23 protein-coding genes and 1 pseudogene are annotated in these 24793 nt (G+C 57.9%); 8 read left to right on the top strand and 16 right to left on the bottom strand.

The window, feature by feature from the left end; all coding sequences use genetic code 11:
• Positions 1–36: 36 nt before the first annotated feature.
• On the bottom strand, positions 37–426 hold the full coding sequence (locus ASD52_RS05470) for a response regulator (protein ID WP_057223691.1): 390 nt from the start codon (positions 424–426) through the stop codon (positions 37–39).
• Positions 427–628: 202 nt separating this feature from the next.
• A complete protein-coding gene (locus ASD52_RS05465) occupies positions 629–1549 on the bottom strand; it encodes an AraC family transcriptional regulator (RefSeq protein ID WP_057223522.1) in 921 nt (306 codons plus the stop codon).
• Positions 1550–1630: 81 nt separating this feature from the next.
• Between ASD52_RS05465 and ASD52_RS05460 the strand changes: the two genes are divergently transcribed.
• Both ASD52_RS05460 and ASD52_RS05455 read left to right on the top strand, forming a co-directional pair.
• Positions 1631–2593 carry an SDR family NAD(P)-dependent oxidoreductase gene (locus ASD52_RS05460; protein WP_057223520.1) on the top strand — a complete coding sequence of 321 codons (963 nt, stop codon included), beginning with the start codon at positions 1631–1633 and terminating at the stop codon, positions 2591–2593.
• A 139-nt stretch (positions 2594–2732) separates the two neighbouring features.
• On the top strand, positions 2733–4382 hold the full coding sequence (locus tag ASD52_RS05455) for an ATP-binding protein (RefSeq protein ID WP_244497429.1): 1650 nt from the start codon (positions 2733–2735) through the stop codon (positions 4380–4382).
• Positions 4383–4416: 34 nt separating this feature from the next.
• Here ASD52_RS05455 and ASD52_RS39755 read toward each other — a convergent pair whose 3' ends face one another.
• Positions 4417–4605 (bottom strand): hypothetical protein, encoded by a 189-nt coding sequence (locus tag ASD52_RS39755; RefSeq protein WP_082555691.1) that lies wholly within the window; start codon positions 4603–4605, stop codon positions 4417–4419.
• A gap of 270 nt (positions 4606–4875) precedes the next feature.
• On the bottom strand, positions 4876–6336 hold the full coding sequence (locus tag ASD52_RS05450) for a cyclic nucleotide-binding domain-containing protein (protein WP_082571736.1): 1461 nt from the start codon (positions 6334–6336) through the stop codon (positions 4876–4878).
• Between the two features lie 304 nt (positions 6337–6640).
• Here ASD52_RS05450 and ASD52_RS05445 point away from each other — a divergent pair, with 304 nt between their 5' ends.
• Positions 6641–7276: a response regulator gene (locus ASD52_RS05445; protein ID WP_057221638.1), complete on the top strand. Its 636-nt coding sequence runs from the start codon at positions 6641–6643 to the stop codon at positions 7274–7276.
• 72 nt (positions 7277–7348) lie between these two features.
• Here the strand turns inward: ASD52_RS05445 and ASD52_RS36880 are convergent.
• From ASD52_RS36880 to ASD52_RS05435, 3 genes and pseudogenes are all read right to left on the bottom strand, one after another.
• Positions 7349–7513: pseudogene (locus tag ASD52_RS36880) on the bottom strand (winged helix-turn-helix domain-containing protein); the annotation flags it as partial.
• 281 nt (positions 7514–7794) lie between these two features.
• Positions 7795–8274, bottom strand: coding sequence for a carboxymuconolactone decarboxylase family protein (locus ASD52_RS05440; RefSeq protein WP_057218632.1), 480 nt, complete (start codon positions 8272–8274; stop codon positions 7795–7797).
• Between the two features lie 237 nt (positions 8275–8511).
• A complete protein-coding gene (locus ASD52_RS05435; RefSeq protein ID WP_057221754.1) occupies positions 8512–9480 on the bottom strand; it encodes an alpha/beta hydrolase in 969 nt (322 codons plus the stop codon).
• Between the two features lie 363 nt (positions 9481–9843).
• Between ASD52_RS05435 and ASD52_RS05430 the strand changes: the two genes are divergently transcribed.
• Positions 9844–10740, top strand: a complete 897-nt coding sequence (locus ASD52_RS05430) for a LysR family transcriptional regulator (protein WP_057223519.1) — start codon at positions 9844–9846, stop codon at positions 10738–10740.
• A gap of 94 nt (positions 10741–10834) precedes the next feature.
• On the opposite strand, the gene ASD52_RS05425 is transcribed toward ASD52_RS05430, so the two are convergent.
• From ASD52_RS05425 to ASD52_RS05415, 3 genes are all read right to left on the bottom strand, one after another.
• Complete coding sequence (locus ASD52_RS05425; protein WP_057223517.1) at positions 10835–11596, bottom strand: SDR family oxidoreductase; 762 nt, start codon at positions 11594–11596, stop codon at positions 10835–10837.
• Between the two features lie 63 nt (positions 11597–11659).
• Positions 11660–12139 (bottom strand): carboxymuconolactone decarboxylase family protein, encoded by a 480-nt coding sequence (locus tag ASD52_RS05420; protein WP_057221635.1) that lies wholly within the window; start codon positions 12137–12139, stop codon positions 11660–11662.
• Between the two features lie 285 nt (positions 12140–12424).
• The gene (locus tag ASD52_RS05415; RefSeq protein ID WP_057221634.1) at positions 12425–13063 is read right to left on the bottom strand and encodes a response regulator; all 639 of its coding nucleotides are present in this window, start codon (positions 13061–13063) and stop codon (positions 12425–12427) included.
• A gap of 351 nt (positions 13064–13414) precedes the next feature.
• Here ASD52_RS05415 and ASD52_RS05410 point away from each other — a divergent pair, with 351 nt between their 5' ends.
• A complete protein-coding gene (locus tag ASD52_RS05410) occupies positions 13415–14179 on the top strand; it encodes an NAD(P)H-binding protein (protein WP_244497428.1) in 765 nt (254 codons plus the stop codon).
• An 84-nt stretch (positions 14180–14263) separates the two neighbouring features.
• Here the strand turns inward: ASD52_RS05410 and ASD52_RS05405 are convergent, their stop codons facing one another.
• From ASD52_RS05405 to ASD52_RS05385, 5 genes are all read right to left on the bottom strand, one after another.
• Positions 14264–14704: a hypothetical protein gene (locus tag ASD52_RS05405; RefSeq protein ID WP_057221633.1), complete on the bottom strand. Its 441-nt coding sequence runs from the start codon at positions 14702–14704 to the stop codon at positions 14264–14266.
• 209 nt (positions 14705–14913) lie between these two features.
• Positions 14914–15696, bottom strand: a complete 783-nt coding sequence (locus ASD52_RS05400; RefSeq protein ID WP_057221632.1) for an alpha/beta hydrolase — start codon at positions 15694–15696, stop codon at positions 14914–14916.
• A 479-nt stretch (positions 15697–16175) separates the two neighbouring features.
• Positions 16176–16922, bottom strand: a complete 747-nt coding sequence (locus ASD52_RS05395; RefSeq protein ID WP_057221631.1) for an SDR family oxidoreductase — start codon at positions 16920–16922, stop codon at positions 16176–16178.
• A 676-nt stretch (positions 16923–17598) separates the two neighbouring features.
• Positions 17599–18516 carry an MBL fold metallo-hydrolase gene (locus tag ASD52_RS05390; RefSeq protein WP_244497427.1) on the bottom strand — a complete coding sequence of 306 codons (918 nt, stop codon included), beginning with the start codon at positions 18514–18516 and terminating at the stop codon, positions 17599–17601.
• 354 nt (positions 18517–18870) lie between these two features.
• Complete coding sequence (locus ASD52_RS05385; RefSeq protein ID WP_057209136.1) at positions 18871–19320, bottom strand: Rrf2 family transcriptional regulator; 450 nt, start codon at positions 19318–19320, stop codon at positions 18871–18873.
• A gap of 71 nt (positions 19321–19391) precedes the next feature.
• On the opposite strand from ASD52_RS05385, the gene ASD52_RS36575 reads away from it, so the two are divergent.
• The gene (locus ASD52_RS36575) at positions 19392–20090 is read left to right on the top strand and encodes a DUF1971 domain-containing protein (RefSeq protein WP_156612917.1); all 699 of its coding nucleotides are present in this window, start codon (positions 19392–19394) and stop codon (positions 20088–20090) included.
• 24 nt (positions 20091–20114) lie between these two features.
• Complete coding sequence (gene hmpA / locus ASD52_RS05375; protein ID WP_057221627.1) at positions 20115–21329, top strand: NO-inducible flavohemoprotein; 1215 nt, start codon at positions 20115–20117, stop codon at positions 21327–21329.
• Between the two features lie 31 nt (positions 21330–21360).
• On the opposite strand, the gene ASD52_RS05370 is transcribed toward hmpA, so the two are convergent.
• Entirely contained in the window at positions 21361–24258 is a 2898-nt protein-coding gene (locus ASD52_RS05370; protein WP_082571735.1) for an MASE1 domain-containing protein, read from the bottom strand.
• A 293-nt stretch (positions 24259–24551) separates the two neighbouring features.
• Between ASD52_RS05370 and ASD52_RS05365 the strand changes: the two genes are divergently transcribed.
• A complete protein-coding gene (locus tag ASD52_RS05365) occupies positions 24552–24779 on the top strand; it encodes a hypothetical protein (protein ID WP_057223512.1) in 228 nt (75 codons plus the stop codon).
• Positions 24780–24793: the final 14 nt, after the last annotated feature.

Genomic DNA, 24793 nt, shown 5'->3' with positions numbered 1-24793 from the left:
GCACATTGTCGCCGGCATCCCTTCGCTTTCATCTCGTCAAGCTAATGCGTCTTTGACCGCCGCAAGAAGAACTCGGGTGTCGAACGGCTTGCGGAATATCCCCAAGTTCGATGTTTCGCTCCGTTTGCCTTCAATGTCGTGGCGGCCGGTCATCAAGAAAACCGGCATTTCCGGCCGAACAGAGTTCACGGCATCGCAGAGTTCAAAGCCATCCATTCCTGGCATTCCAATATCGGTGATTATGACATCCAACCCGGAGAGACCGTTGGAAAGCAAAGACGCGGCAGACGGAAACCCGCGCGCAGAATAACCGGCCGATTCCAGCAAGTCTTCCAGCGCTTCGAGCACAACCGGATCGTCATCGACGACTGCAACGACGGGTCTCTGTTTACTTGTCTGCTGTTCCTGTTCCCCATCGATTGCCATGGATGAACGGTCCTCCTGGCCATGCACTGTCACTTGAACAGACTGCGGCATGCAATCTTCTCCACCTGCACCAATGGCTAGCGAAAGCACAACGCATTGTCACGGCACTTCTCGTTAAAACAATCTTAAGGTGAACGAGGCATTTGGCGATTGGTTCCTTCTTCCAGGAGCCCTATCACTCCGGAGAACTATGTCACCTCGATCATGTGTGCAGATCGGCCTGCTTCCGGCGGTATTGTCGGGGAGACATGCCCATCACCCGGCGAAACATGGCACTAAATCCACTGTCAGTCGCAAATCCAAGTTCCTGGCCGATATGTGATATCGGCAAATTGCTTCCGCGGAGCTTGGCGGATGCCAATCTCACCCGCCAACGGGCGATATAGTCCATTGGCGACAATCCCACATGAGCGCGAAATCTTGCCGCAAACCCAGACCGCGATTGCCCGGCGATGCGCGCCAGTTCGCTGACCGTCCAGGCACGAGCCGGATCTGCGTGAATGGCTCGCATCGCTGGGCCCAAGTTTCGATCAATCAGAGCGTGAAGCCATCCGACGCCCTCGTCGAGCTTCGCCAAATGCGCACGCAATACGTGAATGAAAGCAAGGCGCATGAGGTCGTTACTCGCCAGTCGAGCTCCAGGCCTGCCGCTGTCCCATTCGTGATCCAGCTGCTCCAATAGCCACCCTACTGGTGCCATTTCATCCGCCCGTATTACGACAACGGAAGGTAACACGCCCGTTACGAACAGAACGTCGCCAGCGTCGAGTTGAAGCGTCCCACCGAGGACAGTGAAGTCCGTCACAGCGCCGATTTGTGCGGGTCCCGCTGGCGAAAACACCTCCTGTGCAGGAAGGGCCGGCGTATCCGGATCGTTGGCAAGCTCATAGTGGACGCCGGCTACGATGATACAATCACCAGCGTTGATCCGCAATGGCTCGGCGCCACTGAGGCGTAGCCAGCATTCGCCGCGCCGAACAAAATCGAACTTGAGTACCCGCGGCAAGGGAAAATGGACGGCCCAACTCCCGCCAGCCTCCAATCGCATCGAGCAGAGGGCTCGGGCGCCAAGACATTCCAGAATGGATGAGAGTGCATCTTCGTTGGGCTTTTGGACGATCACGACAGTACTTTGGCGCCTTGATGATGGATCCTCCAGAGGTAGTGCCGATATATCCCTGGCACAAGCATCACGGAGCCATACATGCACAATCCGAATCTCATTAACTCGCGTTTTGGTGTTGCCAGCACAGCACAGCAGGTGGTCGAAGGGCTTGACCTAAATGGCACGACCGCCGTTGTCACTGGCGGCTATTCAGGTCTAGGTCTGGAGGCAACACGCGCGCTTGCCAGCGTCGGCGCTACCGTCATCGTTCCGGCGCGGGACTGCTCAAAGGCCGAACGAAATCTTGCACATCTGCGCAACGTAACGATCGCTGACCTGGACCTCTCGGTTCCCAGCGAGATTGCGGCATTCGGGGCAGAAGTCGTTTCCAGTGGGCGACCCATATCGATGCTGATCAATAGTGCCGGCGTCATGGCAACCCCACTGTGGCGCAACTCGGACGGCCACGAGGGGCAGTTTGCGATCAATCACCTCGGCCATTTCCAACTGACCGCGGCTCTATGGCCGGCGCTCACGCGCGCGAATGGCGCGCGTGTTGTCAGTGTTTCCTCACGCGCACATCAGGCGGGAGGTATCGATTTCGACGATATCCATTTCGTCCGCCGCGCCTATGACAGCGTGCTCGCCTATGGTCAGGCCAAAACAGCAAACGCATTGTTCGCAGTTGAGCTCGACAGGCGCGGACGCGAAGTCGGCGTGCGCGCCTTTTCATTGCATCCGGGCCAAATCCTGACCGATATTGTCAGGCACCTGACGCCGGAATACTTGGCACGGTTCGACGCATACGATGCAGACGGAAACCTGCGCATCGATCCGGCGAACGGCCGCAAGACCCCGCAACAAGGCGCCGCTTCAATGGTCTGGGCAGGTGCCAGCCTCGAGCTTGACGGGTTTGGAGGTGAATATCTCGAAGACTTCGGCGTCGCCCAACCCTACAACGGCGAATTAGGCAGCAAGGGGGTTGCAAGTTGGGCAATCGATCCTGTTGCGGCACGGCGTCTCTGGGACGCATCGGTTTCGATGACTGGAGCCTTTGCTTGATGAAATATAGGGGGACGCCGACCCGGCTGCAGGTGGGCCGGCAAGATCACGGCTGCACCTATCCACGAGTATAGTCCTCACCGCAGCCGGCTGCTGATAGCGTCTATCCATCGACACAAGCATTGATGACATACCGCTTTTGACGCCACTCCCCGATCATGCCCGTATCGCCTTGGACAATTCCGCCTATCGGCGTCGCTCGGCGAAAAACGGCAATCAACAGACCCGTAAAAACCCGGTGACCATGGGTGGCGTCCAGAACGCTACGCCTCACGATATCGTCAATACAGTTGCGGCCGCAGCTCTTGGTGCTGCGGTCTTCTACATCGATGCGTTTACTCAAATCGAGAGCGCGATAGCGGTGCTCTATGTAATCGTGATGCTACTCTCGGCGGGCTTGCTGAGCCGACATGGAGTGATTTTCGTAGGCGTGACATGTAATATTCTGACCCTCGTCTCCCATACGATGGGTCACGGCTTCATTTTCGACATCTCCAGTCTGCTTCGCCTGACGGTATCGCTTTCAGCCATTTCCGTTACCTGTGCACTCATCCTCAGGAACGCTGCAGCTCGCACCGAGCTCATCGCATCGAACAAGGCGCTTCGCGACAGCGAGCGCCGTTATCGCTCGATCTTCGAACAAAGCCGGGTCGCCCTATGGGAGCGCGACTATTCCTCAGTAAGAACCTATCTTTTGTCACTCAAGCGTGAAGGCGTCGCCGACTTTCGATCCCATGCCCTTGGTAATCCTGACGTCGTGGAAAAATGCGCCCGTTTGATCAGGACGATTGCTGCAAACGATGCTGCCATCGAACTGCTTGGCCATGTAGCGACAAAGGGAATCACCGTCGCGATGACAGGACACGTCCTGGCCGACCGTGAAACGACCATCAACCTCCTTGATGCGATTTTCAGTGAACGAAAAAGCCTCGAGCAGACCGGAACTATCGTCAGGCACGACGCCGAGGCCCGGCAGGTGATCATCAGTCTGCGCTTTCCGGAAGACACGGCTGCCTTTGACCGCGTCGTTGTCGGAATGGTCGACATCACACAACGAGAGATGACACAGAAGGCGCTGTTGGAGGCGCAGGCCGAGTTGGCCAAAGCAGCAAGAGCCGCAACCGTGGGCGCCCTATCTGCCTCGCTTGCCCACGAACTCAACCAACCGCTCGCCGCTCTGACTGTCAACACTCAAACCCTGTTGAAGTGGTTGTCCAGGGCCCCGCCAAACCTCGTCGCGGTGCGGCGATCAGCGGAACGAATGGTGCGGGACTGCAAGCGCGCAAGCGACATTATCGAGAATACCCGGCGCCTGCTAAGGCAAGAACGACGCATGCCAGAGGTCTTGGATCTGATGTCGCTGGTCGACGAAACCTGTGCATTGATGACGCCGGATCTGCTTCGCGGCAAGGTCGACATCCGCGTCGAGTCCGAAAGGGATTTGCCTGCTGTGAACGCAGTCAGGATCGAACTTCAGCAGGTGTTAGTTAACCTGATCGCCAATGCAATCCAGGCGATGGAGAGCATGGACGGCGCCAGGAAAATGATCCGGATCGGTTTGGCGCAGGCAGGCACCACTTCGGTTAGGATGTCCGTCATGGATAACGGCCCGGGGATATCGCCTGCTATCATGGGTAAGTTGTTTGCAGCATTCCAGAGCACAAAACCATACGGCTTGGGGATCGGCCTCGCCATCTGCGTCAGCATGGTGGAGGCAAATGGCGGCACTCTCAAGGCTGAGAATGCCGCCGGGGGTGGCACTGTTTTCGAGATAACGCTTCCCGTATGATATCTTTCGCACAGGGACTGGCGATAATTGGGTACTAGCGAACCCGGCGAAGCGAGCGAATGATATTCATCTGTAGCTCGTGGCGGGACGCATATCGACCCAGCAAGGTAATCAGCCGCCGCTCCTCCGCCTCATCTACACCCGCGTGCCGGCAGTACTCCGATACTTCCAGTAAAGGTTGCGCTTCCCGGCGAGAAAACCATCTGACCTCATTCGACGGCATCGAGCCAATTCCATCTACATCTCACTCACCACCAGCTCCCTTGGGCAAAGACATGGGAAACATGAGGTGTCGCAATGCTAGACCGAGGTGATAGGAGCCGAAACTATACGGAAGTTAGTCAAGGTGCTGCCGAAGTTGGGACGCGGAGCCGGAAGGCGTGTCCGTGACAACGTTCCGGGCCAACGCTATACAGAGCCGCCGTTAACGGCCACTATGGCTTTGGGTTTTCGCGGCACCGAACGGTCGAAAACTCAACACGGATCTAAATCTCTACCCGTTGGGCATAGCCCATAGAACGGGTGTTTTTTCCGTCTGGGAGGGAGGAGTATCTGATTGCCCGTCGGATATGGTCCTGGAAAGCCTCGATGCGAGATCTTCCGCCAATTCTGGGTGAGATCCGACAACTTTATCGAGCGCCTCCTTTGCGATGACGGAGACGGAGATTTCGGTCAGCGCCTCGAAACTGCCGCTCTCCGGTGTGTCCGAAAGCAGATGGCGCGCGCCGAAGATTTCGCCAGGATAAAGCCGCTCGATATCCTTTCCGTTTTGCCGCCTGCAAACGACACCGGACTGTATGATCATCAAGCTCGAAAACGTTTCATTCTCTGCCACGATTGTCGCGCCTGCAGGAAACTGGCGGGTCGTCGCTTGACTACCAAGCGCGTTGCGCTCGTCGAGAGGCAATGCAGCAAAAGCAGGCACGGCCCGCAGCAACTCCCTCGTAGAGAGCATCGTCGGCGTCAGGTGGCTCCCGATGGGAGATTGTGTGCCAAACACATAGGAGCCGGCCGGCATCGCGAGCGAGACGCCATTTTCCGCGCAATGGCGGAAGACAACATCGATGACCTCATTGCATGCAGCCACGCGTTCGCCCGGAGCGGAGACATAGAAGAGCAGCTCCACGTCTATGCCCATAGCATCCATCTTTTTGAGCGCCACCGTTGGCGGCACCTCTTTGGAAATCAGCTTGCAGCTATCGAGAGCCAGACTCAGGACCTCCATCGATACGCCCGGTGGGAGTGTAGGAGCGATCCTCATTGGCAGTTTGATCTGGTGCGTTTCGGTCGGGCGGCTGAAATTCGTCAGGCCGAGCTTCGCAAGCACACTATTTGGAAGCACGATGAGATTGTTTGCCGATGTAAGGATGCAGGTCGCCCGCCAATTGCTTGCGACAACTCTTCCCTCGGTTCCATCTGCCAGCAGAATCCAGTCGCCCAGAACATAGGGACGCCCAATCGTCAGGGCGATGCCGGAGAAGACGTCCGACAGCGTATTCTGCAAGGCAAGGCCCAGAATGATCGCCACGACGCCGGAGGTTGCAAGAAGTGTACCGATCGGCACGCCGAAGACGAAGGCCATCATTGAAAGAGTAGTGCCGAGATAGACGACGGCCACCAGGAGATCTTGGATAAGACGCGCTTCCCTGGGGCGCTTGTCCAGCACTATGTAGATGCGCGTAAAACCGATCACTGCCCAGGCAAGGTGCGTCCACCACAAGACCTTACCGCAGTCGACGAGAAACCGCGCGAACACTGCTTCGTGGATCCTCTCAAACCGAAAAGGTGCAACCTGTGCAGTGAAAAGAGCTGCCGTCATCGCGGCGAAGAAGATGATCTGAACGATAAGTCGTGCATTGGGACGACCTCGTCCCTGCAGATGCCATACTATGATTCCCGCCACCCCAAGCAGGTTCAGCATTACGAGCGGCACTAAAGGAAGGGGCGTCGGCATGGTTTGCTCCGATTAACGGTTCGCCGGCATCGCGCGAAAATATGGGAGACTCGCGTCAGCGCGGCGGCACAGAACGACGGGAGCCACTGTGCAAGGCTGTAGCCTTCGCACGGACACGCAGGAACCCAAACGAAGGTACAGCTTGCTGTAGGAACGAAGGTGTGAGTTCGATTGCCGACGGCGGAGGCAGCTCGGCCGCCGCCGCTCGAACGAAGCAAACGTTGGTTTTATAGCCAGCTTAGTCCCTTGGAGTAAAATCGCGGTCCACGAAGTGTCGAAGCGTGACAACTAAGGGAGCGATGCCGTGCCTGAACACGCAAACACCGTTGAGACAATCACCGACATTCCGGTGGTAAACATTATCGACGACGACGAGCAACTTCGCTTGTCGCTGCTCGAACTTTTCGAAGCCGTAGGGATGCAGGCCGTGGCCTTCGTCGACACAATCGATTTCGACCACCGGGGCGACCCACAGACTGTCGGTTGCCTGTTGCTTGATGTCAATTTGCCGGGCGTAAGCGGTATAGAATTTCAGCGGAGGCTGTCGGAAGCCGGCTTCGATGTACCAATCGTCTTCATGACTGGAGACGGAGACGTGACGACGAGCGTCTCCGCCATGAAAGCGGGAGCCATCGACTTTCTCTTGAAGCCATTCCAGCCAGACGACCTCATTAGCGCGGTCACCACGGCGATCGAAGAAGGCAAAAAACAGCGTGAAATCGCTTTCAGACGGAGACATGTTCGCGAATGTGCGGCAAGCCTCACACCGCGCGAAAGACAAGTGATGAAGCTTGTGACAGATGGGCTGATGAACAAGCAGGTCGCCTATGAATTGGGGATCAGCGAAATCATGGTCAAGCTTCATCGCGGGAGCGCCATGAGAAAGATGCAGGCCCGCTCTCTCAGTGACCTCGTGAGAAAATCCGAACTGCTTCAGTGAACATCGCACGTGCATGCCTCGAGCGACACTTCACAACGAACTCCGGTTGGTGGCAGATTGGCAGTGTCAGTATCACCGCTGTCGAGCCTGGGTAATGACGGACACGTCCGCGTCGAGGAGATACCTGGCTCCACGCAGCGTCTTGATCAATAGCGGGTTCGAAGGCTTCTCTTCAATCTTGCGTCTCAGCCGCAAGATGAGAACGTCGACGCTTCGATCGACATCCCTTCCTACCCGTCCTTGTTTCAGCCATCAGCGGCTCGCGCGTCAGCACTCGACTTGAACGAGCGATCGAGATTGGCCCGAAACGCGTTTACGATCGTCCGGGTGGACGATTTCGACGATCAACCCTGCCAACTGGTTGGCACTTTTGCGTCGCTCCACCCTCCTTATCCTCGATGCCGGCCCATTGAAGCAGCTGGCGATTGAGATAGGAGGTCCCATCGCGGTCGCTGACCGAGGTCAGGACCGCAGTGAATTGGAGGGCGGCCGTGAGGTCACCGGCCACCCATTGCTCGTTAGGCCAGTTGCGCCTTATCGAGGCCGAAAACCTTGTCGGCGGAGCCGGGCACAGCTTTGACCGCGATGCTGGCGCGATTCCATGCATTGATCGCCATGATCTGGAAGGTGAGATCGGAAATTTCCTTCTCAGACAATTGCCCCCGGACCTTTTCGTAGAGCTCGTCCGGGACGCCGCTATCAGAGACCTTGGTCAAGGCTTCGGTCCAGGCAAGCGCTGCCCGCTCGCGGGAGGAGAAAAGGGTCGAGTCGCGCCACACGGCAACGTGGTGAAGGCGAAGCGGGCGCTCGCCATGCATAGTCGCTTCCTTGGAGTGCATATCGAGGCAGAACGCGCAGCCGTTGATCTGCGATGCGCGAATGTCGACCAAGTCGAGAATAGACTGCTCGATCGTGCCTTTCTTGACTTCGTTGCTAAGCGCCATAAGAGCCTTGAAGAGGTCCGGCGAAAGTTGAGCGTAATTGAGGCGTTGGGTCATTGTCCATCATCCATGGTGAGGAATGAAATTTTCCACGCGCAAACAAGCTTTGCTGCGACGCAAGCATCGTGCCCAAGCGATCCTCGGGCGAATAGCTATACGTCTGTTTGGCTTGCCGCCGGTTCGATGCCGCAAAATTCCTCAAAGGTGCCTTACAGGCGGGGATAACCCGCCCGCTAAATAGGTATCGATACGCTTTCGAGGAAGAGAGGGCGCCGACGGCACCCTCTCGCATCATCAAGCCGCGATAAATTCCAGCAGATCCTCGTTGATAAGACCGGCGTGGGTGGTCGCCATCCCATGGGGAAGACCCTTGTAAACCTTCAGCGTCGCGTTCTTCAGGAGCTTTGCCGAAAGGAGGGCGGAGTCTGCGATCGGGACGATCTGATCGTCATCTCCGTGGAGTACGAGGGTCGGTACATCGATTGATTTCAGATCGTCAGTAAAGTCGGTTTCAGAGAACGCCTTAATGCCAAGATAGTGGGCGTTTGCGGCACCAGCCATGCCCTGGCGCCACCAGTTTTGGACCATCGCCTCAGAGCGTTTCGCTCCCTCCCGGTTGAAACCATAGAAGGGGCCGCCGGCAAAATCGAGGTAGAATTGAGACCTGTCAGCCGCCAGACCGGAGCGCAAGCCGTCGAAGACCTCGACTGGAAGGCCGCCAGGGTTGGCCGAAGTCTTGACCATGATCGGGGGGACAGCGCCGATAAGGACAAGCTTGGAAATGCGCCCCTTTCCATGGCGGGCCGCATAGTGAGCCGCCTCACCGCCCCCGGTGGAGTGACCGATGTGAACCGCGTTGCGAAGATCGAGGTGCTCTACCACAGCAGCAACATCCGCTGCATAGTGATCCATATCGTGTCCATCGCTTACCTGGGCGGAGCGACCGTGGCCGCGTCGGTCATGCGCGACGACTCGGAAGCCCTTGCCGAGGAAGAACAACATCTGGGCGTCCCAGTCATCGCCGCTGAGGGGCCATCCATGATGGAATACGAGCGGCTGCGCGCTTTTCGGACCCCAGTCCTTGTAGAAAATCGCAGTACCATCTTTCGACGTGACGTATTCGCCATCGGACCGATGTCCGGCACCCTTGGCGGGCTCCTTGGCTCGCGCCGAGCTGGCGGCAACTGCCGTTGTGGCGGCGGCAATACCCAGTGTGCCTGTCATCATGTCTCGCCGCGTCGGCGTGGTGGAACCCAGGTTCATGTTCATCTCCTATTCAAAGAAATATTGGAAAATAAACCGTGTAAATCTGAGGATCTAAACTTCATCGATCTACAAATCCGGCGACTAACCGTACCAATCGATACGATTGGTTGTAGCTATACGTTCGTTTCGTACACCTAAGTTTAGGCGAACGGCGACAGGCACGGATAGAAGGTATCGGACGGAGTGGGTCGTTTCGCCCGGCGTCCATGTCGCCGATCGCTTCGACAAAGCTTGATAGGTGCTTCTGGCGCATGCAAGGCAACCCAAACTTCTGTTTGATGTCTCGATCAGGAAGAGAGCGGTAAGACTGGCGGCGCCCTGCCAACGATCAGAGCGTCACAACAAGTCGGAGATCACGACATGCTTAGGCTGCTGAGGGAAGCAACCGGACTGATAGCATTCGTTCGCACGGTTCAGACAGGCTCCTTCAGTGCGGCTGCGCGGAGCCTCGGAGCGACGCCATCGTCAATTTCTAAAAGCATTTCGCGATTGGAACGCCTGCTGGGCGTGCATCTGTTCCGCCGCTCGACCCGACTTCTGGCGATGACGCAGGAAGGTGAAGCCTTCTACGACAAGATAATGCCGTTGCTCGAGCAGATCGACAGTTCGGCAGAGACGGTTCAGTCTTATCGGGCGCCCGCAGGTCATCTGCGTGCCAGTTTGCCCAGCGAACTCGGCAGGATGATTCTGGAACCGATATTCACCGAGTTCGTCCCGATGTACCCGGAGATTTCGTTGTCTGTTGGCATGACGGACCGGCACGTCGATCTCCTGAGGGAAAACTATGACGTGGCATTCAGGGTCGGCCAGGTCGAGCAGGCAGGCCTGATGTGCAAGACACTCTCGCACCTCGACATGACGCTTGTCGCATCGCCTTCCTTTCTCCGTAAGCATGGAGATATTGAGAGCCTTGGCCAACTGAAGAACATACCATTCGCCCGATATGTCGCAGATGGCAAACCTTATCCCATCGGCTTTGTTGACGGCGGCAGCATCTTGCCGTCAGGCCGGATCGACCTGGATTCAGCCACGGCCATCCGCGATGCGGCGCTGAGCGGCGTCGGTGCAGCACATCTGATAAAGCGGACGGTCCAGGACGATCTCGATCGGGGTCTTCTTGTCGAGCTCCTTCCGCACGTGAAATTGCCAACGGTTCCGTTCCAGGCTGTGCATGCATCAGGCAGATTGCCGAGCTTCCGCCTGCAGTTGTTTACCGACTTCATCGCAACGTTGATGCGATCCTCGGCAAGGGAATAGACTGACCGTGATAGGTGCTAATAGCGAGCAAAACGGTACGAGCGCTCGCGCATGCGAGGGAGAGCCGGAGCCTTCATCGGCTCCGGCAAAGGCGTTAGCGCGCGGGCGGCGGAGTGGCCGTCTTGACCCACTCCGAAAAGCCAACTGCGCCGAGCCGGACACCGGCGGCAGGCATCAGGGTCGTGTCGTCTAGAAGAGCGCCGAAGTATCGCGTCTTGTTGTCAACGACGATCTCCCGGTTGTCTCCGATCTGCCGGAGGTATTTCGTGACGGCATCTGCGATCTTGATGGGCTCCGGGCCTGCAATTTCAACGATGGCATTGCGAGGTTGGCCAAGCACCAGATCGGCCAGAGCGTCAGCCACGTCATCCGACAAGATCGGCTGCATCATGGCCGGCGAGAGATGAACTTTTTCACCCTCGGTCCCAGATTGGGCGATGCCGAACATGAACTCGAAAAATTGCGTCGAGTGAACCAGCGTGTAAGGAATTTTCGCTTCCTTGATAATCTTTTCCTGGGCCAGTTTCGCCCGAAAATAGCCGCTCGCCTGAAGACGTTCGGTTCCAACGACCGAAAGCGCGACGTGATGCCTCACGCCGGCGACTTCTTCAGCGGCCATCAGGTTGCGGCCGGATGTCTGGAAGAATTCCATGACCGCGTTGTCTTCAAAGGACGGCGAGTTTGCAACGTCCACCACGACTTGCGCTCCGGCCAATGTCTTCTCCAGCCCCTCGCCGGTGATTGTATTCACTCCGGATGCCGGCGATGCGGCAATGACTTCATGCCCCTTCCCCTGAAGGCGCTTGACCAATTTCGAGCCGATGAGGCCGGTTCCACCGATAACGACGATCTTCATAGTTCGCTCCTTGAGTATGAGAATTCCAGCTGGAAAGCGCACCAGTCGGGTGCGCCGCGTTAATTACTTCAGGTCTGCTTTGTCGAGGCCGAGCATGGCATCGGACGAGCCCGGTACTGACTTGAACGCGGCATTTACGCGGGTCCACGCGTTCGCCGACATGACAGCAAAAGTGAGATCGGAGATTTCCTTCTCGCTGAGATGCGAACGAACGCGTTCATAGATTTCGTCGGGAACGCCGAGATCCGGCAGTTTCGTCACGATTTCCGCCCATGCGAGGGCTGCGCGCTCCCGGGGTGCAAAAAGCGTGGATTCACGCCACGATGCCACGTGGTAGAGGCGCAGTTCACGCTCGCCCTGGATCTTCGCCTGCTTGATGTGCATGTCGAGGCAATAGGTGCAGTTGTTGAGCTGCGCGATGCGAACGTTGACCAGGTTGCGAATGGATTCCTCGACGGAGTTTTCCTTGGTCGCCGTCACGAATTCCATGAACTTCTTCATGAGATTCGGCGATTCCTTCGCGAAATTAATGCGCTGTGTCATTGTGTAGTTCCTATATTTGATCCGTCGGTCCACTGGTGTGACTGTCGGCAGATGCAAATCTAGGGAATTACGATTGGGCTCATAGCTAACCATAGGTTTGGGGGGCGTGTGCGGCTTGCTTAATCGCGTTATCCTGGCTACGGGGATTTCCACCCTTGCGGCCTTCGGCAAAAGTATCAATTTGCTTCTGATGTGGTGGTACTAAGGAAGTGACAAGGTGGCTCCGCATCAAAGGCACGGCGATGCTCCGCTGGCCAACTTTTCCCGATTGCTGGTGTCGGCTTCTCAGTTCCGTCGAACTTGCTCGACCTTCCGAACGAGATCCGCGAGCGAGCGAGCCTGCATCTTGCGCATGAGGCTCATGCGATGGAGCTTCACGGTCATTTCGCTGATACCGAGCTGATACGCGACCTGTTTGTTCATCAGCCCGCTGACGACCGCAAACATCACCTCCAATTCGCGGGGCGTGAGGGTGTCGACCAATGCTTGGATTCGATTCCGTTCCGCGTCCACCTTGCGTCGTTCGGAATCGAGCTTGATGGCTCGATCCACCGCATCAAGGAGATCCTGATCGGCGAAAGGTTTGATGATGAAATCCATCGCCCCCGCCTTCATCGCCTTTACACTCGTCAGGATGTCCGCATGACCTGTCAGAAAGATCACGGGAAGACGACTACCGGCCTTCGACAGACGCTCTTGAAGATCCAGGCCAGTTCCTCCCGGCATTCGGAAATCGAGTACGAGGCAACCTGGCGCACAGATGTCAGCCGTTTCCAAAAACTCGGGACCGTTGGAAAATGCGGTCGCCCGCTTGTTGGTCACCATGAACAGATCAAGCAATGCTTCTCGCATCGCCTCGTCGTCGTCAACGACGTACACAATCGGCTCGGCAGCGTCTTCTATCTTGGGTTGAGTGTGTTGCATCAGATTGCCCTCAACTTTTATCGCGCAACGGCCCGTCATACATTCGAGATATGGCGTTGTCCGACCGACGGTTCAAACCCGCACGCACAGCGAAGGTTATGACGGCTTGTCTTGCCGTTGAAGCAATATTTAACACGGATGAGGGAGCTCGTGACCGTACACCTTGGTCTATGCGGTCCTATACCCTGCGGCATGTTCTTCACTGTCACGTGGGTCGTGGAAACCGGAACTTGAGCTAATGGATAAGGTGCAGGGATTGGAGGCTAGATTGCAGCAATCGGCGGTCAACCCATAACTTCGTTTAGTCGAACGCCCGGGCCAAAGGCCTATCATCCGCTCGGCATGTATCGGATGGAGTTCGGGATGAAAGTAGCGGTAATCGGCGCGAGCGGCGCCATGGGTTCCAGGATCGTCGGCAGACTGCAAGGGGACGGACACGATGTCGTGGCTGCATCGAAGAAAACAGGGGTCGATGCCTTGTCCGGTGAGGGTCTGGAAAAGGCACTGGAAGGTGTCGATGTCGTTATCGACGTTACAAATTCCGGCTCGTTCGGAGATGGCGATGCGCTGACCTTCTTCAGGCAATCGGGGAAGAACCTGCTCGGAGCAGCCAAGACGTCCGGGGTCCGGCATTATCTGACGCTCTCCGTCGTGGGAACGGACCGCATGGTTGAGAATGACTACTTCCGCGCCAAACTCGTCCAGGAAAACCTGATCCGGTCCTCCGGATTGCCTTACACGATCGTCCGTTCCACCCAATTCTTCGAGTTCTTCAGCGGTATCGTGAACGCTGCGGCGGTCAACGGAGATTTACGCCTGCCGGCGATCGCCGTACGTCCGGTCTCAGCAGACGAAGCGGCAAACTGGATCACAAAGCTGGCGGTGGCCGTGCCGCAAAACACCATCGTCGAACTTGGCGGACCGCAATCCATCGAACTCGCCGATCTGGCCCGCGAATTGCTCACTGCCACCGCGGACAATCGCCCGGTCAGTCTCGACAAGGACGCACTATACTTCGGTGTGGCATTACCTCCAGACGGGCTTTTGCCCATGAAGCAAACCATCTCTGGCAAGCTGTCTTTCCACGAGTGGCTTACCAAGAGCATTGCCGGTTAGAGAGTACCCGCAGCTTCCGTTCGGTTAGATCATGGAAAGAGCGGTGCAAACTGCATCGCCCTTTCCATGAACGATTTCGTCCTTTCAGGAGACGATCTCTTTTGCATTTGGCAGAGTAGCCAATCCTTGACCGCGAGCGCATGCCCAGCCAGTGGCGGCAATGCCGAAAAGTGCCGGCAAGCTCACAGCAGGAAAATCGCGCAGGATAACGGAAGCCGAACATATCCCGACCGCAACTTCCCAGAGATGAAAGATGGCGTGTGCGATCAGCCAGAGAGTTGCAGCTCCCCAAAGCTCGATTCGGCGGCCCGGCCTGAACCAGCCGATCGCGAAGGCCAGAGCGATGAAACCCTGAATGATGCCGATGTCTCGAATGAAATGCTGATTGTAGAGGCCCGTATCGGTTACTCCGGGGACGAAATAATACCATCCTTCCGGATCATAGAGCATGTATACCGAGAGCCAGGCGGCGAGCAGTATGTTAAACCATACCATGGCAAGGACGGTGTATCTGAGGGGTTCCATTCTTCTCTCCTGCTTTCGATAGGCAACAGGGTAACACCGAGAGTTGGGCTGTGCCTCCCAAACCAAGGTTTAGGAGATCGCGACCCATGCTGGCCGGAGCGTCGCCCGGCCACCTTTGGAGAGGCGGCGCGCGCGCCAAAGTCACGCTACGCGATATGGACGATCGTTTGGGAACCCGCCTCCCGACACCGGCCCATCGCAGCAAAGAATTACTTCGCCGACGCGGCTTGCTCGATGAGCTTTGCAACTTCGCCGGGATGAGAGATCATGACGACATGTGAGCCACCTTTAACGACAACTGTTTTCCTGGAGTTTGCGCGGTCGGCCATCCACTGCAGCGTATGGGGCGGAATATTCCTGTCGGCATCTCCGTGGATGAACCAGGATGGTATTTCCTTCCATGCCGCCTTCGGAGCGGGCTCCGCCAATGCCGCATCGGTGATAGGGCGCTGGGTCGCAGCCATGAGCTTCGCCTCCGCCAACGGCACGTCGGCTGCAAATTGCGCCGGGAACTTCCTTTGATCGATGTAAAGGTCCTTGCCCTCCCCGTTGGCGAGTGCGACCGCCTCACCCAGAGCCGAGGCGAGTGTGCTGCCCGGGAATTTACCCGAGAGATCCACCGCCGACTCCCCGATTTCCGGAGCGAATGCGGCCACGAAGACCAGTGCTTGAACGTTTTCCATGCCGGCGGCGGCATCACTGATCACAGAGCCGCCGTAGGAATGTCCGACAAGGACAATTGGCGCCTTGATGTCCTTCACGGCACGCCGGACATAATCCCCGTCGCGCTTTACGCCACGGAGCGGATTGGCCACCGCTAGGACCGGATATCCATGCTTTTCCAAATGTGAAATGACCTCGTTCCAGCTCGACGAATCGGCGAACGCCCCGTGAACCAGGACGATCGTCGGCTTATTCGATTGCGTGAAGCCCGGTATTGCCGACGTGGTGTAGAGCGCCAAAGCCAAAGCCAGTTTTGCGATCTTGTGCATTCCCTTGTCCTTCTAATTTTGCCGGAGGATGTGTTTTCGCCGCTCGACTGCTGTCCGTTGCCCACATTCCTAATGCGGCGGTGGCCATCAGGCGCATTCCCTGAGGCTACGCGTGATTTGGATTGGTTTTTCCGGATGCTTCAACCCAAACCTAGGTATGGGCGCCCCCCGCTGACGGCAGGTGTGGACAGAGCAACAGCGCGCGCGGGAGGGGCGAACGCTGTCCAGGGACCGCACATTCATCCGGAAATGACCCGTCCAGTCACCAGCGTTGCTCGACCGGGCCGCTTAGGAAGACGCGCCTTCGACAACCCCTGATTGGCAAAAGGCGCCGACCCGCATTCGATGGAATTCGGCACCACGGCTTCAAACCTGAAGCCTTTGAAGTGAAGCCGAGCGGCACCGATCAATGACGGCTTACCACTTTGTGCGGAGGCGGTCGGTTGCCGAGAAGGGTTCAGCAACCGACCTCGGTGTCATCAGGTGAGCGACATTCCACCATCCACGTGCAGTTCGATGCCGTTCACAAACGTTCCAGTGGCCGCCAGGAATAGGGCTGCACGCGCCAGTTCCTCAGGACGCCCCAGCCTGCCCGCTGGGATAAGCTCCGACATCTGTTGCTCGAACGCGGGACGTTCAGCCTCACCTATGCCCAGTTTGCCAAGAATCTCCGTCTCGACCGGGCCAGGGCTCAGGATGTTCACCCGGATCTTGCGATCCTTGAATTCAAGCGCCCAATTGCGTGCGAAGGCCGCAAGCGCGGCCTTCGATCCCGCGTATACTGTATGCTGTGGCAGGATTTTCGTCGCTGCGAGCGAGCTCGTGACGATGATGTTTCCGCCTTCGCGGATGAGAGGAGCCAACGTCTGGACTCCAAAGAAGACGCCACGCGTATTGGTGGCGAAATGGCGGTCATATTCTTCTTCCGTCACCATGGAAGAAGGCAGGAGGTTTATCACGCCGGCATTTGCCATATAAATGTCGATTGCGCCGAACTGGTCGCGAACTCTTGCGGCGAGGCGCTGGTGATCGGCGATGTCGGCAGCATCGCCGCAAAAGCCGGTGGCACCGTTGCCGATCTCATCGACAGCCGCGTCCACAACGTTTTGCCGCCTGCCGGTAATCACGACTTTGGCCCCTTCACTGGCGAACAGCCGAGCGGTTTCCTTGCCGATACCACTGTTACCGCCGGTGATGATGGCTACCTTGTCTTGAAGCATTTTCATTTTTTGATCTCCGTGTTTGCGTGCCAGAGATAGATCTTGTCTGGGCCCGCGATTAGCGGCCCCCTGGGAACAAGATGTGTTCCCGGCAACGGGTAATGCGCATTGTCTGGCAGGTGCGCGCATCCCCGGCGCCTGTCGGCTCGTGGCAACAGCGCCGGTCAAAGCACTGAGCCTCGCCATCTCGGTGTCGACGTTGTCGCCCACAAGCGAGCCGGCGGTCGTCGTTGATTGCTCTCATCCGCCGCGGCACCGCATTCAGGTCGCGCGGCTGCTGACCCGGAAGAGACGGTGCCATGGGCGTTCTGGAGCGCATATTCGTTTGTTCGGGCATTCAGGTTCGCGGAATGGACGCTCTGCTCGCAAAGCGGACCTGGAGTAGCGCTTGCCGCGAACCAATACGAAAGCCCAATGGCTGTCATGAGCGTTGCACGGACGCACTGAAGGGCTATTGCCGCCGAAAAGGAAAGCTTCCTCTCAGCATCGCGTATGACGCTTCCGTTGCAAGGCCGGACTGGGTTGGGTTGGGGCCCACCGTCATATATAGCGCGATTGCGAGCCGATTAGTCTGCTCGCAATCGCAAGGCGCACGCCGGCACATAGGCTGGCGTCGCACCTGGCAGCGTTCGACTGGGTTCAAACGCGGTGGTCATTTCTGTCAGTGCCAGCTCAGCAACTGTCAGTAATCCCAGAAAATCGGCACCCAACGGAAGGCGTCTCCGTCAACCGCCACGCGGCCAACGGACGGGAACGGCAGGTGTGTGGCCACCAGCTGTTCGCCGGTCTCCGCCAACTCCGTCAACAGCCGGACCCGGACGCGGGCCGCCTCCTCGGGGTCGTGCTCGAAACCGTTGTGCCAGTCGGGATGGTCGAACCCGACCGCGAACACAGCATCGCCGGCGAACGTGAGCCGGTCGCCGCCAGACGCCAGGCGGACAACGCTGTGCCCGGGGGTGTGGCCGCCGGTGCGAACGGCAACCACCCCCGGCGCCACCTCATGTTGCTCGTCGAACAGCCGCAGCTGGTTACGGTACTCTTTCGCGAACTTTTTCGCGGCCGCTCGAAGCGCGTCCGGGAACCCCGGCGGCATGGAAACGTGGGTAAAGTCGGGCGATTCCCAGAATTTGACCTCGGCGGCGGCCACGTGGATGCGCAGGTCCGGACGAAGCCGGTCCTTCACCCCGTCGACGAGCAACCCGCCAACGTGGTCCATGTGCATGTGGGTGAGTACCACGTCGGTAACGGATGCAAGATCGATGCCGGCCGCCTCGAGCCGTTTGACCAGTTGGCCGGCCCGCGGGAGGTTCAAGTCGGGGTCCAAGCCCAGCCCAGCGTCGATGAGTATGGTTTGACTGCCGCTGCGTACTACGACCACATTCAGTGACCAGTCGAAAGCGTCCTGCGGAAGGAACATGTCGTCCAGCCAGGCCGCCCGCACCGCCGGGTCAGCGTTGTGTCCCAACATCTTGGTTGGAAGCGGCAGCACCCCATCGCTGACCACCAGCACTTCAATCTCGCCGATTCGCAGCGCATAGCGCGACGGAACCAGCTCCTCGGGAACCGGCCTGCCGGTTTTAACGGTGTTGTCCAAGCTCATTTTTGTCTCCTTTTGACCAATCGTACGGAGTGCGGCTTCTGCCTGCGACATGGTGCACTCCAGTTTTGAGTGACCGAGACGGGTCGATCACGAGCCACGACATCGACGCTATGTTGAAGCGTGTTGGCGGTCGAGCCAAACCAATGGATAGGGTAGCCGTGCCCCCAATTGGCGTCGGCGAGGCATGGCTAAATCCGCCGCGCTCTCAAACATACATGTCAAAACAGCGGGTTAGCACTTGAGTGGCGGCGGTTTGCAGCCGCAGGCGACAAGCCGCAGAAACGATAGTTGCAACGCCATTTCCTGCTTCCATCCCGCGGCAACACATGGCGCGCCAGCGGCCCCAGCTCGCTCTTAAGAAACGGAAGCGTTCTGGAGGTCTGCGGGCTTGAAGCCCAGAAGCGTGCCGAGCGCCGAGCGTCTCTCGACGAGATCCGCCAGCGTATACTTGTCGAAAACCGCCACAAAGGCCGCAGTGGCTTCCGAAAGAACGATCGGCAAGGTGCAGGCCGGTGCGATACGACATCCTTCGCAATCGATCAGGTCCGTCAAGCCCTCGGTGTGGCGAAGCAGAGCTCCCAGATTGATTTCGTTTGCAGGGCGGGCAAGCCTTATGCCCCCGTTGCGGCCGCGCACGGACACCAGGAAGTGTGCGTTTGCAAGGTCCTGAACCACCTTCATCATGTGGTTTTGTGAGACCGAGAATGTATCCGATATTTCGCGGATCGAGCTAAGCCCCGATGACCGTGAGCCCAGATAGATCATCAATCGCATGGCGTAGTCGGTGTATTTCGTGAGCTTCATCGGGGGTCTGCGTCAAAAAGTCCAATCCAAAAACATGCATTTCGTTAGCATCTTTTCTCGCGAGCGAATAGATGCATCTCAGATACATCTTTAAGGCAAAAGCGATGAGTACCGACGCGACAACCGAAGCAGACATCCGGATGGTCGTGGAACGCTTTTACGGAGAAGTTCGGGTTGATCAGCTCCTCAACGAAGCATTCACCGCCATAACCGAATGGGACGATCATCTCGAACGCATGACGGAGTTCTGGAGTTCGATGATGCTGTCGACAGGGCGTTACAAGGGAAGCCCAGTTGCAATGCATCTGATCCACCTGAAACACATTCGGCCGGAAATGTTCGAGCGCTGGTTGGCACTTTGGGAGAAGGTCACGTCAGACGCACTCAAGCCCGAAGTAGCGACAGAGATCCAGCGAAGGGCCGCTAGAATAGCCGCGCGTTTGTCGGCTGCCTTGTTTGGAGCACAGCGCCCAGATTGTAAGACCTTGGCCCCCCAGATCTCCTGCCGACCGTATAGAAGCACGCCGGTCTTCAACGAGGCCACAATCCCCGGACCACTGCTGAAATGCCATCAGCTTCGACCCGGGACCTGGGTCAAGCTCAGCGTGATCGAGGGCAGTCTGATCTATCACCGTGATACGCAGCCGGCGATCAACGCAGGCGCTGAGGCCACAATCATTATCCCGCCGGACGTTGCTCATCATCTTCAGATCGTGGGCCCGGTAAAATGCCAGCTGCACTTCTACGATCACCAGCCCAGTCCCCTGTGACACATCGTACCGAAAGGAAAGACCATGCCGAAACCCCTCTCATCCCAGACAGTCCAAATTGTAAAGGCGAGCGTCCCGGCGCTCGCCGCGCACGGCACGAACATTACAAAGAGCATGTATGCCCGCATGTTCCGCGACGATCATATTCGGGAGCTGTTCAATCACGCCAACCAGGGTGAAGGTGGCTCGCAAGTCAACGCGCTCGCCGCGGCCATTCTGGCCTATGCGCAGAACATCGATAACCTTGGCGTGCTCGGCCCTGTGGTTGAGCGCATTGCTCACAAGCATATTGGCTATCATATCCTGCCGGACCACTACCCCTATGTCGCAAAGGCACTGCTTGCCGCCATCGAGGACGTGCTCGGAAGCGCGGCAACACCTGAACTCCTGGATGCCTGGGGCGAGGCCTACTGGTTCCTGGCGGATGTTCTTCAGGAACGCGAGGCTGAAATACGCGATGAGCTTGTGAAGAAATCCGGCGGCTGGAACGGCTGGAGAGATTTCGTCATCACCTCAAAGGTTCGCGAAAGTGAGGTTGTCACATCATTCGTCTTGGAGCCCAAGGACGGCGGTCGCATCTTGAGGCACAAACCCGGCCAATACCTCACATTGCGCTTCAAGCTTCAGAGTGGCCTGGAGATCAAGCGGAACTATTCAATCTCCAGCGGCCCGAGCGACAGTTCCTACCGGATTTCTGTAAAGCGTGAAGCGCATGGACAAGGTGGATCGCGCCATCTTCACGATACGGCGACGGTCGGTACGGTCTTGAGCGTCACGCCTCCGGCGGGTGACTTCTATCTTCCGGAAATCCCTCGGGCACCGGTCGTCTTGTTGTCGGGTGGCGTCGGGCTTACACCCATGGTCAGCATCCTGGAGACAATCGTCGAAGAGCATCCGAACCTCGAAGCTCACTTCGTCCACGGCGCGTTGAACAGCACTACTCACGCCATGGATCAGCATGTCCGCAAGCTCGCCAACGCTCACGGCAACATCAGGATCAGCAGTTTCTATAGTGATCCCCGCAGCGAAGATGCGGCCGGCTTGTCTCACGACTTTGATGGCTTCATCACGGCGGAATGGCTTCGGGAGAACACACCTGTTCACGAGGCCGAATACTACCTCTGTGGACCCAAACCGTTCCTTCGTGCCCTCGTCCCGGCTCTTGTCAGGGAAGGCGTTTCAAGCGAGCGGGTGCACTACGAGTTCTTCGGGCCATCGGACGAACTTCTTGCCGCCTGAGCGGCCGAAGGTAATCTCTCAGAAAAGTGCCTCATGGTACTCCTTCTGATAGCTTTTCCACGATGGAGTGGCTCTCGTTAGAGCCGGCGCCAGAGCCTGCTGCGGCCATTGCCGCGGCTGGCAGCGTGAAAATGAACCTCGCGCCGCGGGGTTCATTTTGCTCCGCCCATAGCTTTCCGCCATGGGCTTCCACGATGGAGCGACAGATAGCCAGACCCATGCCCATCCCTCTTTCCTTTGTCGTGAAAAACGGGTCGAATATCCGCTCCGGAAACTCAATACCTCCACCTCGATCAATAACCTCGGTGAAGACCTCATCGTCCTTCCGATAGACCCGAATTTCAAGCAGCCTGTCATCCGGCGCCGACACCATTGCATCCAAGCCGTTTTGAACAAGGTTCATCAGGACCTGCTGGATCTGCACGCGATCGAATGCCACCAGTTGCTGGCTGCTCTCGATCTCGACCTGAACGCGGATACGCTGCCTGGAGGCTTCAGCCGCCACAAGATCGGCCACCTCGTCAATGATGCCCTCCAGCGAAGTAGCGTCGCGAACATCCATGGAATGCTGGAACAGGGCGCGGATCCGTCGCACGACCTCCGCGGCTGAATTCGCGCTGCGAATGATGCGCTCGGCCGATTTCCTTGCTCGCTCCACGTTTGGTGGGTCCGCGTCAAGCCAGCGCACGCAAGCATCCGTCGAGTTGACGATGGCCGAGAGCGGCTGGCTGACTTCGTGTGCGATGGACGCTGACAACTCGGCCAGACTGGCCGCCTGGGCCGCGCGTGCCAGTCCCTCTTGTGCCATGCGCAGATTCTCTTGGGCCTTAACCTCCCCGTCTATATCCAGGTAGATGACATTCCATTGGATGATGGCGCCCGAGGCATCGCGCATTGGAGCTGCTCGGGTCTCTACCCAACGGTATTCACCGTCGAACCGGCGAAGACGATGTCGGCGCGCGTAAGGTTCGCCCGATGCGAGGCAACGCGCATATTGCTGCTTGACGCCCTCGACGTCATCGGGATGAACCCCGGCATCCAGTGTCCCCTCAAGCCGGGATTTTCCGGAACCATCAAGCGCCTGCAATTCGTAGCCGAGGAACTCTCTCAGGCCTTGCCCGCGGAATATTGGCTCCCCATCGGGGGCGGCGCAGTCGATCATGAGCGGCAGGGTTTCTACCAATTGCCAGAGAAAGCGCTCCCTCTCCCTCAAGGCTGCCTCGGCCTGCACCTGGTCGTCGATATCCAGAAGCACACCGTACCATTGCAGAATGGAGCCGTCCTCATCGCGGAAAGGCTCCGAACGGCCCTCCACCCATCGGTACGTCCCGTCAGCGCGTCGCATTCGGTACCGCATAACGAACGCCTGACCGGTGCGCCGACACTTGGCCAAATGATCACGGACAGCCACCAGATCGTCGGGATGGACCTGTTGCCGACGCGCGACCTCCCCTCTTGGCTCATCCGGGGAATCGAAGTCCTCGAGATCAAAGCCAATGAAATCCCTTAGCCTCTTGTTGACGTAGGTTGGATCTCCCTCGGTGTTCGAACACCAGATCTGCGCAGGAACGGCATCGACCAGGCGCCGAAGCTGCCGCTCACTGTCGCGCATTGCCTCCTGTGCGCGCACCTCGTCGTCGATATCGAGCGAGATGACGAGCCATTGCACGATCGTTCCGTCGTCATCGCGCAACGCCTCCGCACGCCCATCAACCCAACGATAAGCTCCATCCGCCCGCCGCATGCGATACTTCATGGAATATGGCTCGCCGGTCACCAGCGAGTTTCTGACGGCATCAAACAGGCGCGTTGCGTCATCGGGATGCACGAGAGAGTGAATCGCCGCGCTCAGACGACTTATGCCCGGCCGGTCCAGTTGATTTACGTCACTCAAACCAAAGAAATCGAGTAGTCGGCGGTTAAAGAAAATCGGCTGACCCTCTGGGGTCAGTCGCCTGATCTGCACGGGCACAAGGTCGACCAACTGCGAAAGTTCACGTTCGCGTTCCCGCAAAGTCTCAACACTCCGACGCAATGTGACGAGTGCCAGTTGGTGCTGCCTAGAGATCGCTGCCACGACCAACGCAGAAAACGCAGAGATGCCCAGAAACAGCTGCAGCATGATTTGTTTGTGTTGTTGAGATTCGGCGTCGCCCGCAAACTGGCTTGTGCCGGAAATCGTGAAGGCCGCAGTGATGAGCGCGAGGAAAGACAGGGCGAGAACTGTACCCTTGAATTCGAAACGGACCGCGACCCAGAGAAGCGGCGGCATGATGATGTATGCGTAGGGCAGAAAGCCGCTCAAGGAAAGAGCGGCGATTCCAAGAAACACCAGCGCCAGAGCAAAGACCTCGGTCCAGCGCGCCGCGAGAAATTCACTCTTTCCACGCCAATTCTGGAACACCACAAGAGCCAGGGGTGCGATGATGGCAACCCCGGTGGCATCGCCGATCCACCATAGCGGCCAAGCTGTGGCAAAGGCTTGGATGTCAAACCAAGCAAGCGTCGCGCTACCTACCGTTGCACTCAAGATTGGTGCGACACCGGCACCCAGTACAAGCAGCGCCAGTACCTCGCGCAAAGTCTCTAGCCGAACCGGTTCGCCGCAAAATCGCTTTAAAAGCCATGCGCCGAACGCAGCTTCGCAAGCGTTTCCAACGTAGATAAGGGTCGCGACGGGAATGGAATTGTGAAACCAGGCGAGATTTCCAAGAAGTTCGCCTGTGAGCCCCACCAGTATCCACCAGGGCCAACTGCGTTGCGAGGCAAGGACAAGGGTCGCAAGGAACAAGCCGCTCGGCGGCCAGATTGATATTCCTGTCCCAGGAATGATTGCAAGAAGGTGGGCAAACCCGCTACCCGCAACGTAGGCCGCGACAAACAGCCCCGCGTGGAGCGCTTGGGGGCGATGTGATCGGACGCTCATCAAGACCTGTTCCTGTCGAAGTCGAACCGGATTATGCATTCAACGGCATCAACGCTGCGTGTGCGAGCGCGTTTTGGCATACCCCGGCGATCCCCTGCTTGGCCGCGGCATCGGTCTTCTTTCCCGAGCCGGCCCGCTCAACACCTATCGGGCATATCTATATACACGGAAGCCAATGATAAAAAGCCGGCTGCAGGCACGACAGGTCTTCTTCGCCTGGGCCCGGGCGCGACGACACCGCAAAGCCTCCGGCGGGCTATGAGAAAGCGGCGATCGCTGCGGATATCGAGAAGCTCGTGAAAGTGCTCAAACTCGGCCCGCCCATCAATCTGGCCGGCCACGGCATGGTCGCATACGCCTACGCGGCTCAGTATCGCGAGGAAGTGACGACTCTGACGATCCTCGACGTACCTCTGCCCGGCATAGAGCCATGGAGCGCGCTGTTAGAGAGGACTCGCTGCCCTCTAGCTTTCGAACGCGTTGATCTCGCGATGACGAGCGAATTCGCAATCGACGCAGTTTGACAGGTCGCCCTTTG

This window comes from Ensifer sp. Root142 (assembly GCF_001426785.1).
Classification (GTDB): Bacteria; Pseudomonadota; Alphaproteobacteria; order Rhizobiales; family Rhizobiaceae; genus Ensifer; species Ensifer canadensis.
This window is presented reverse-complemented; position numbering and strand designations above follow the sequence as displayed.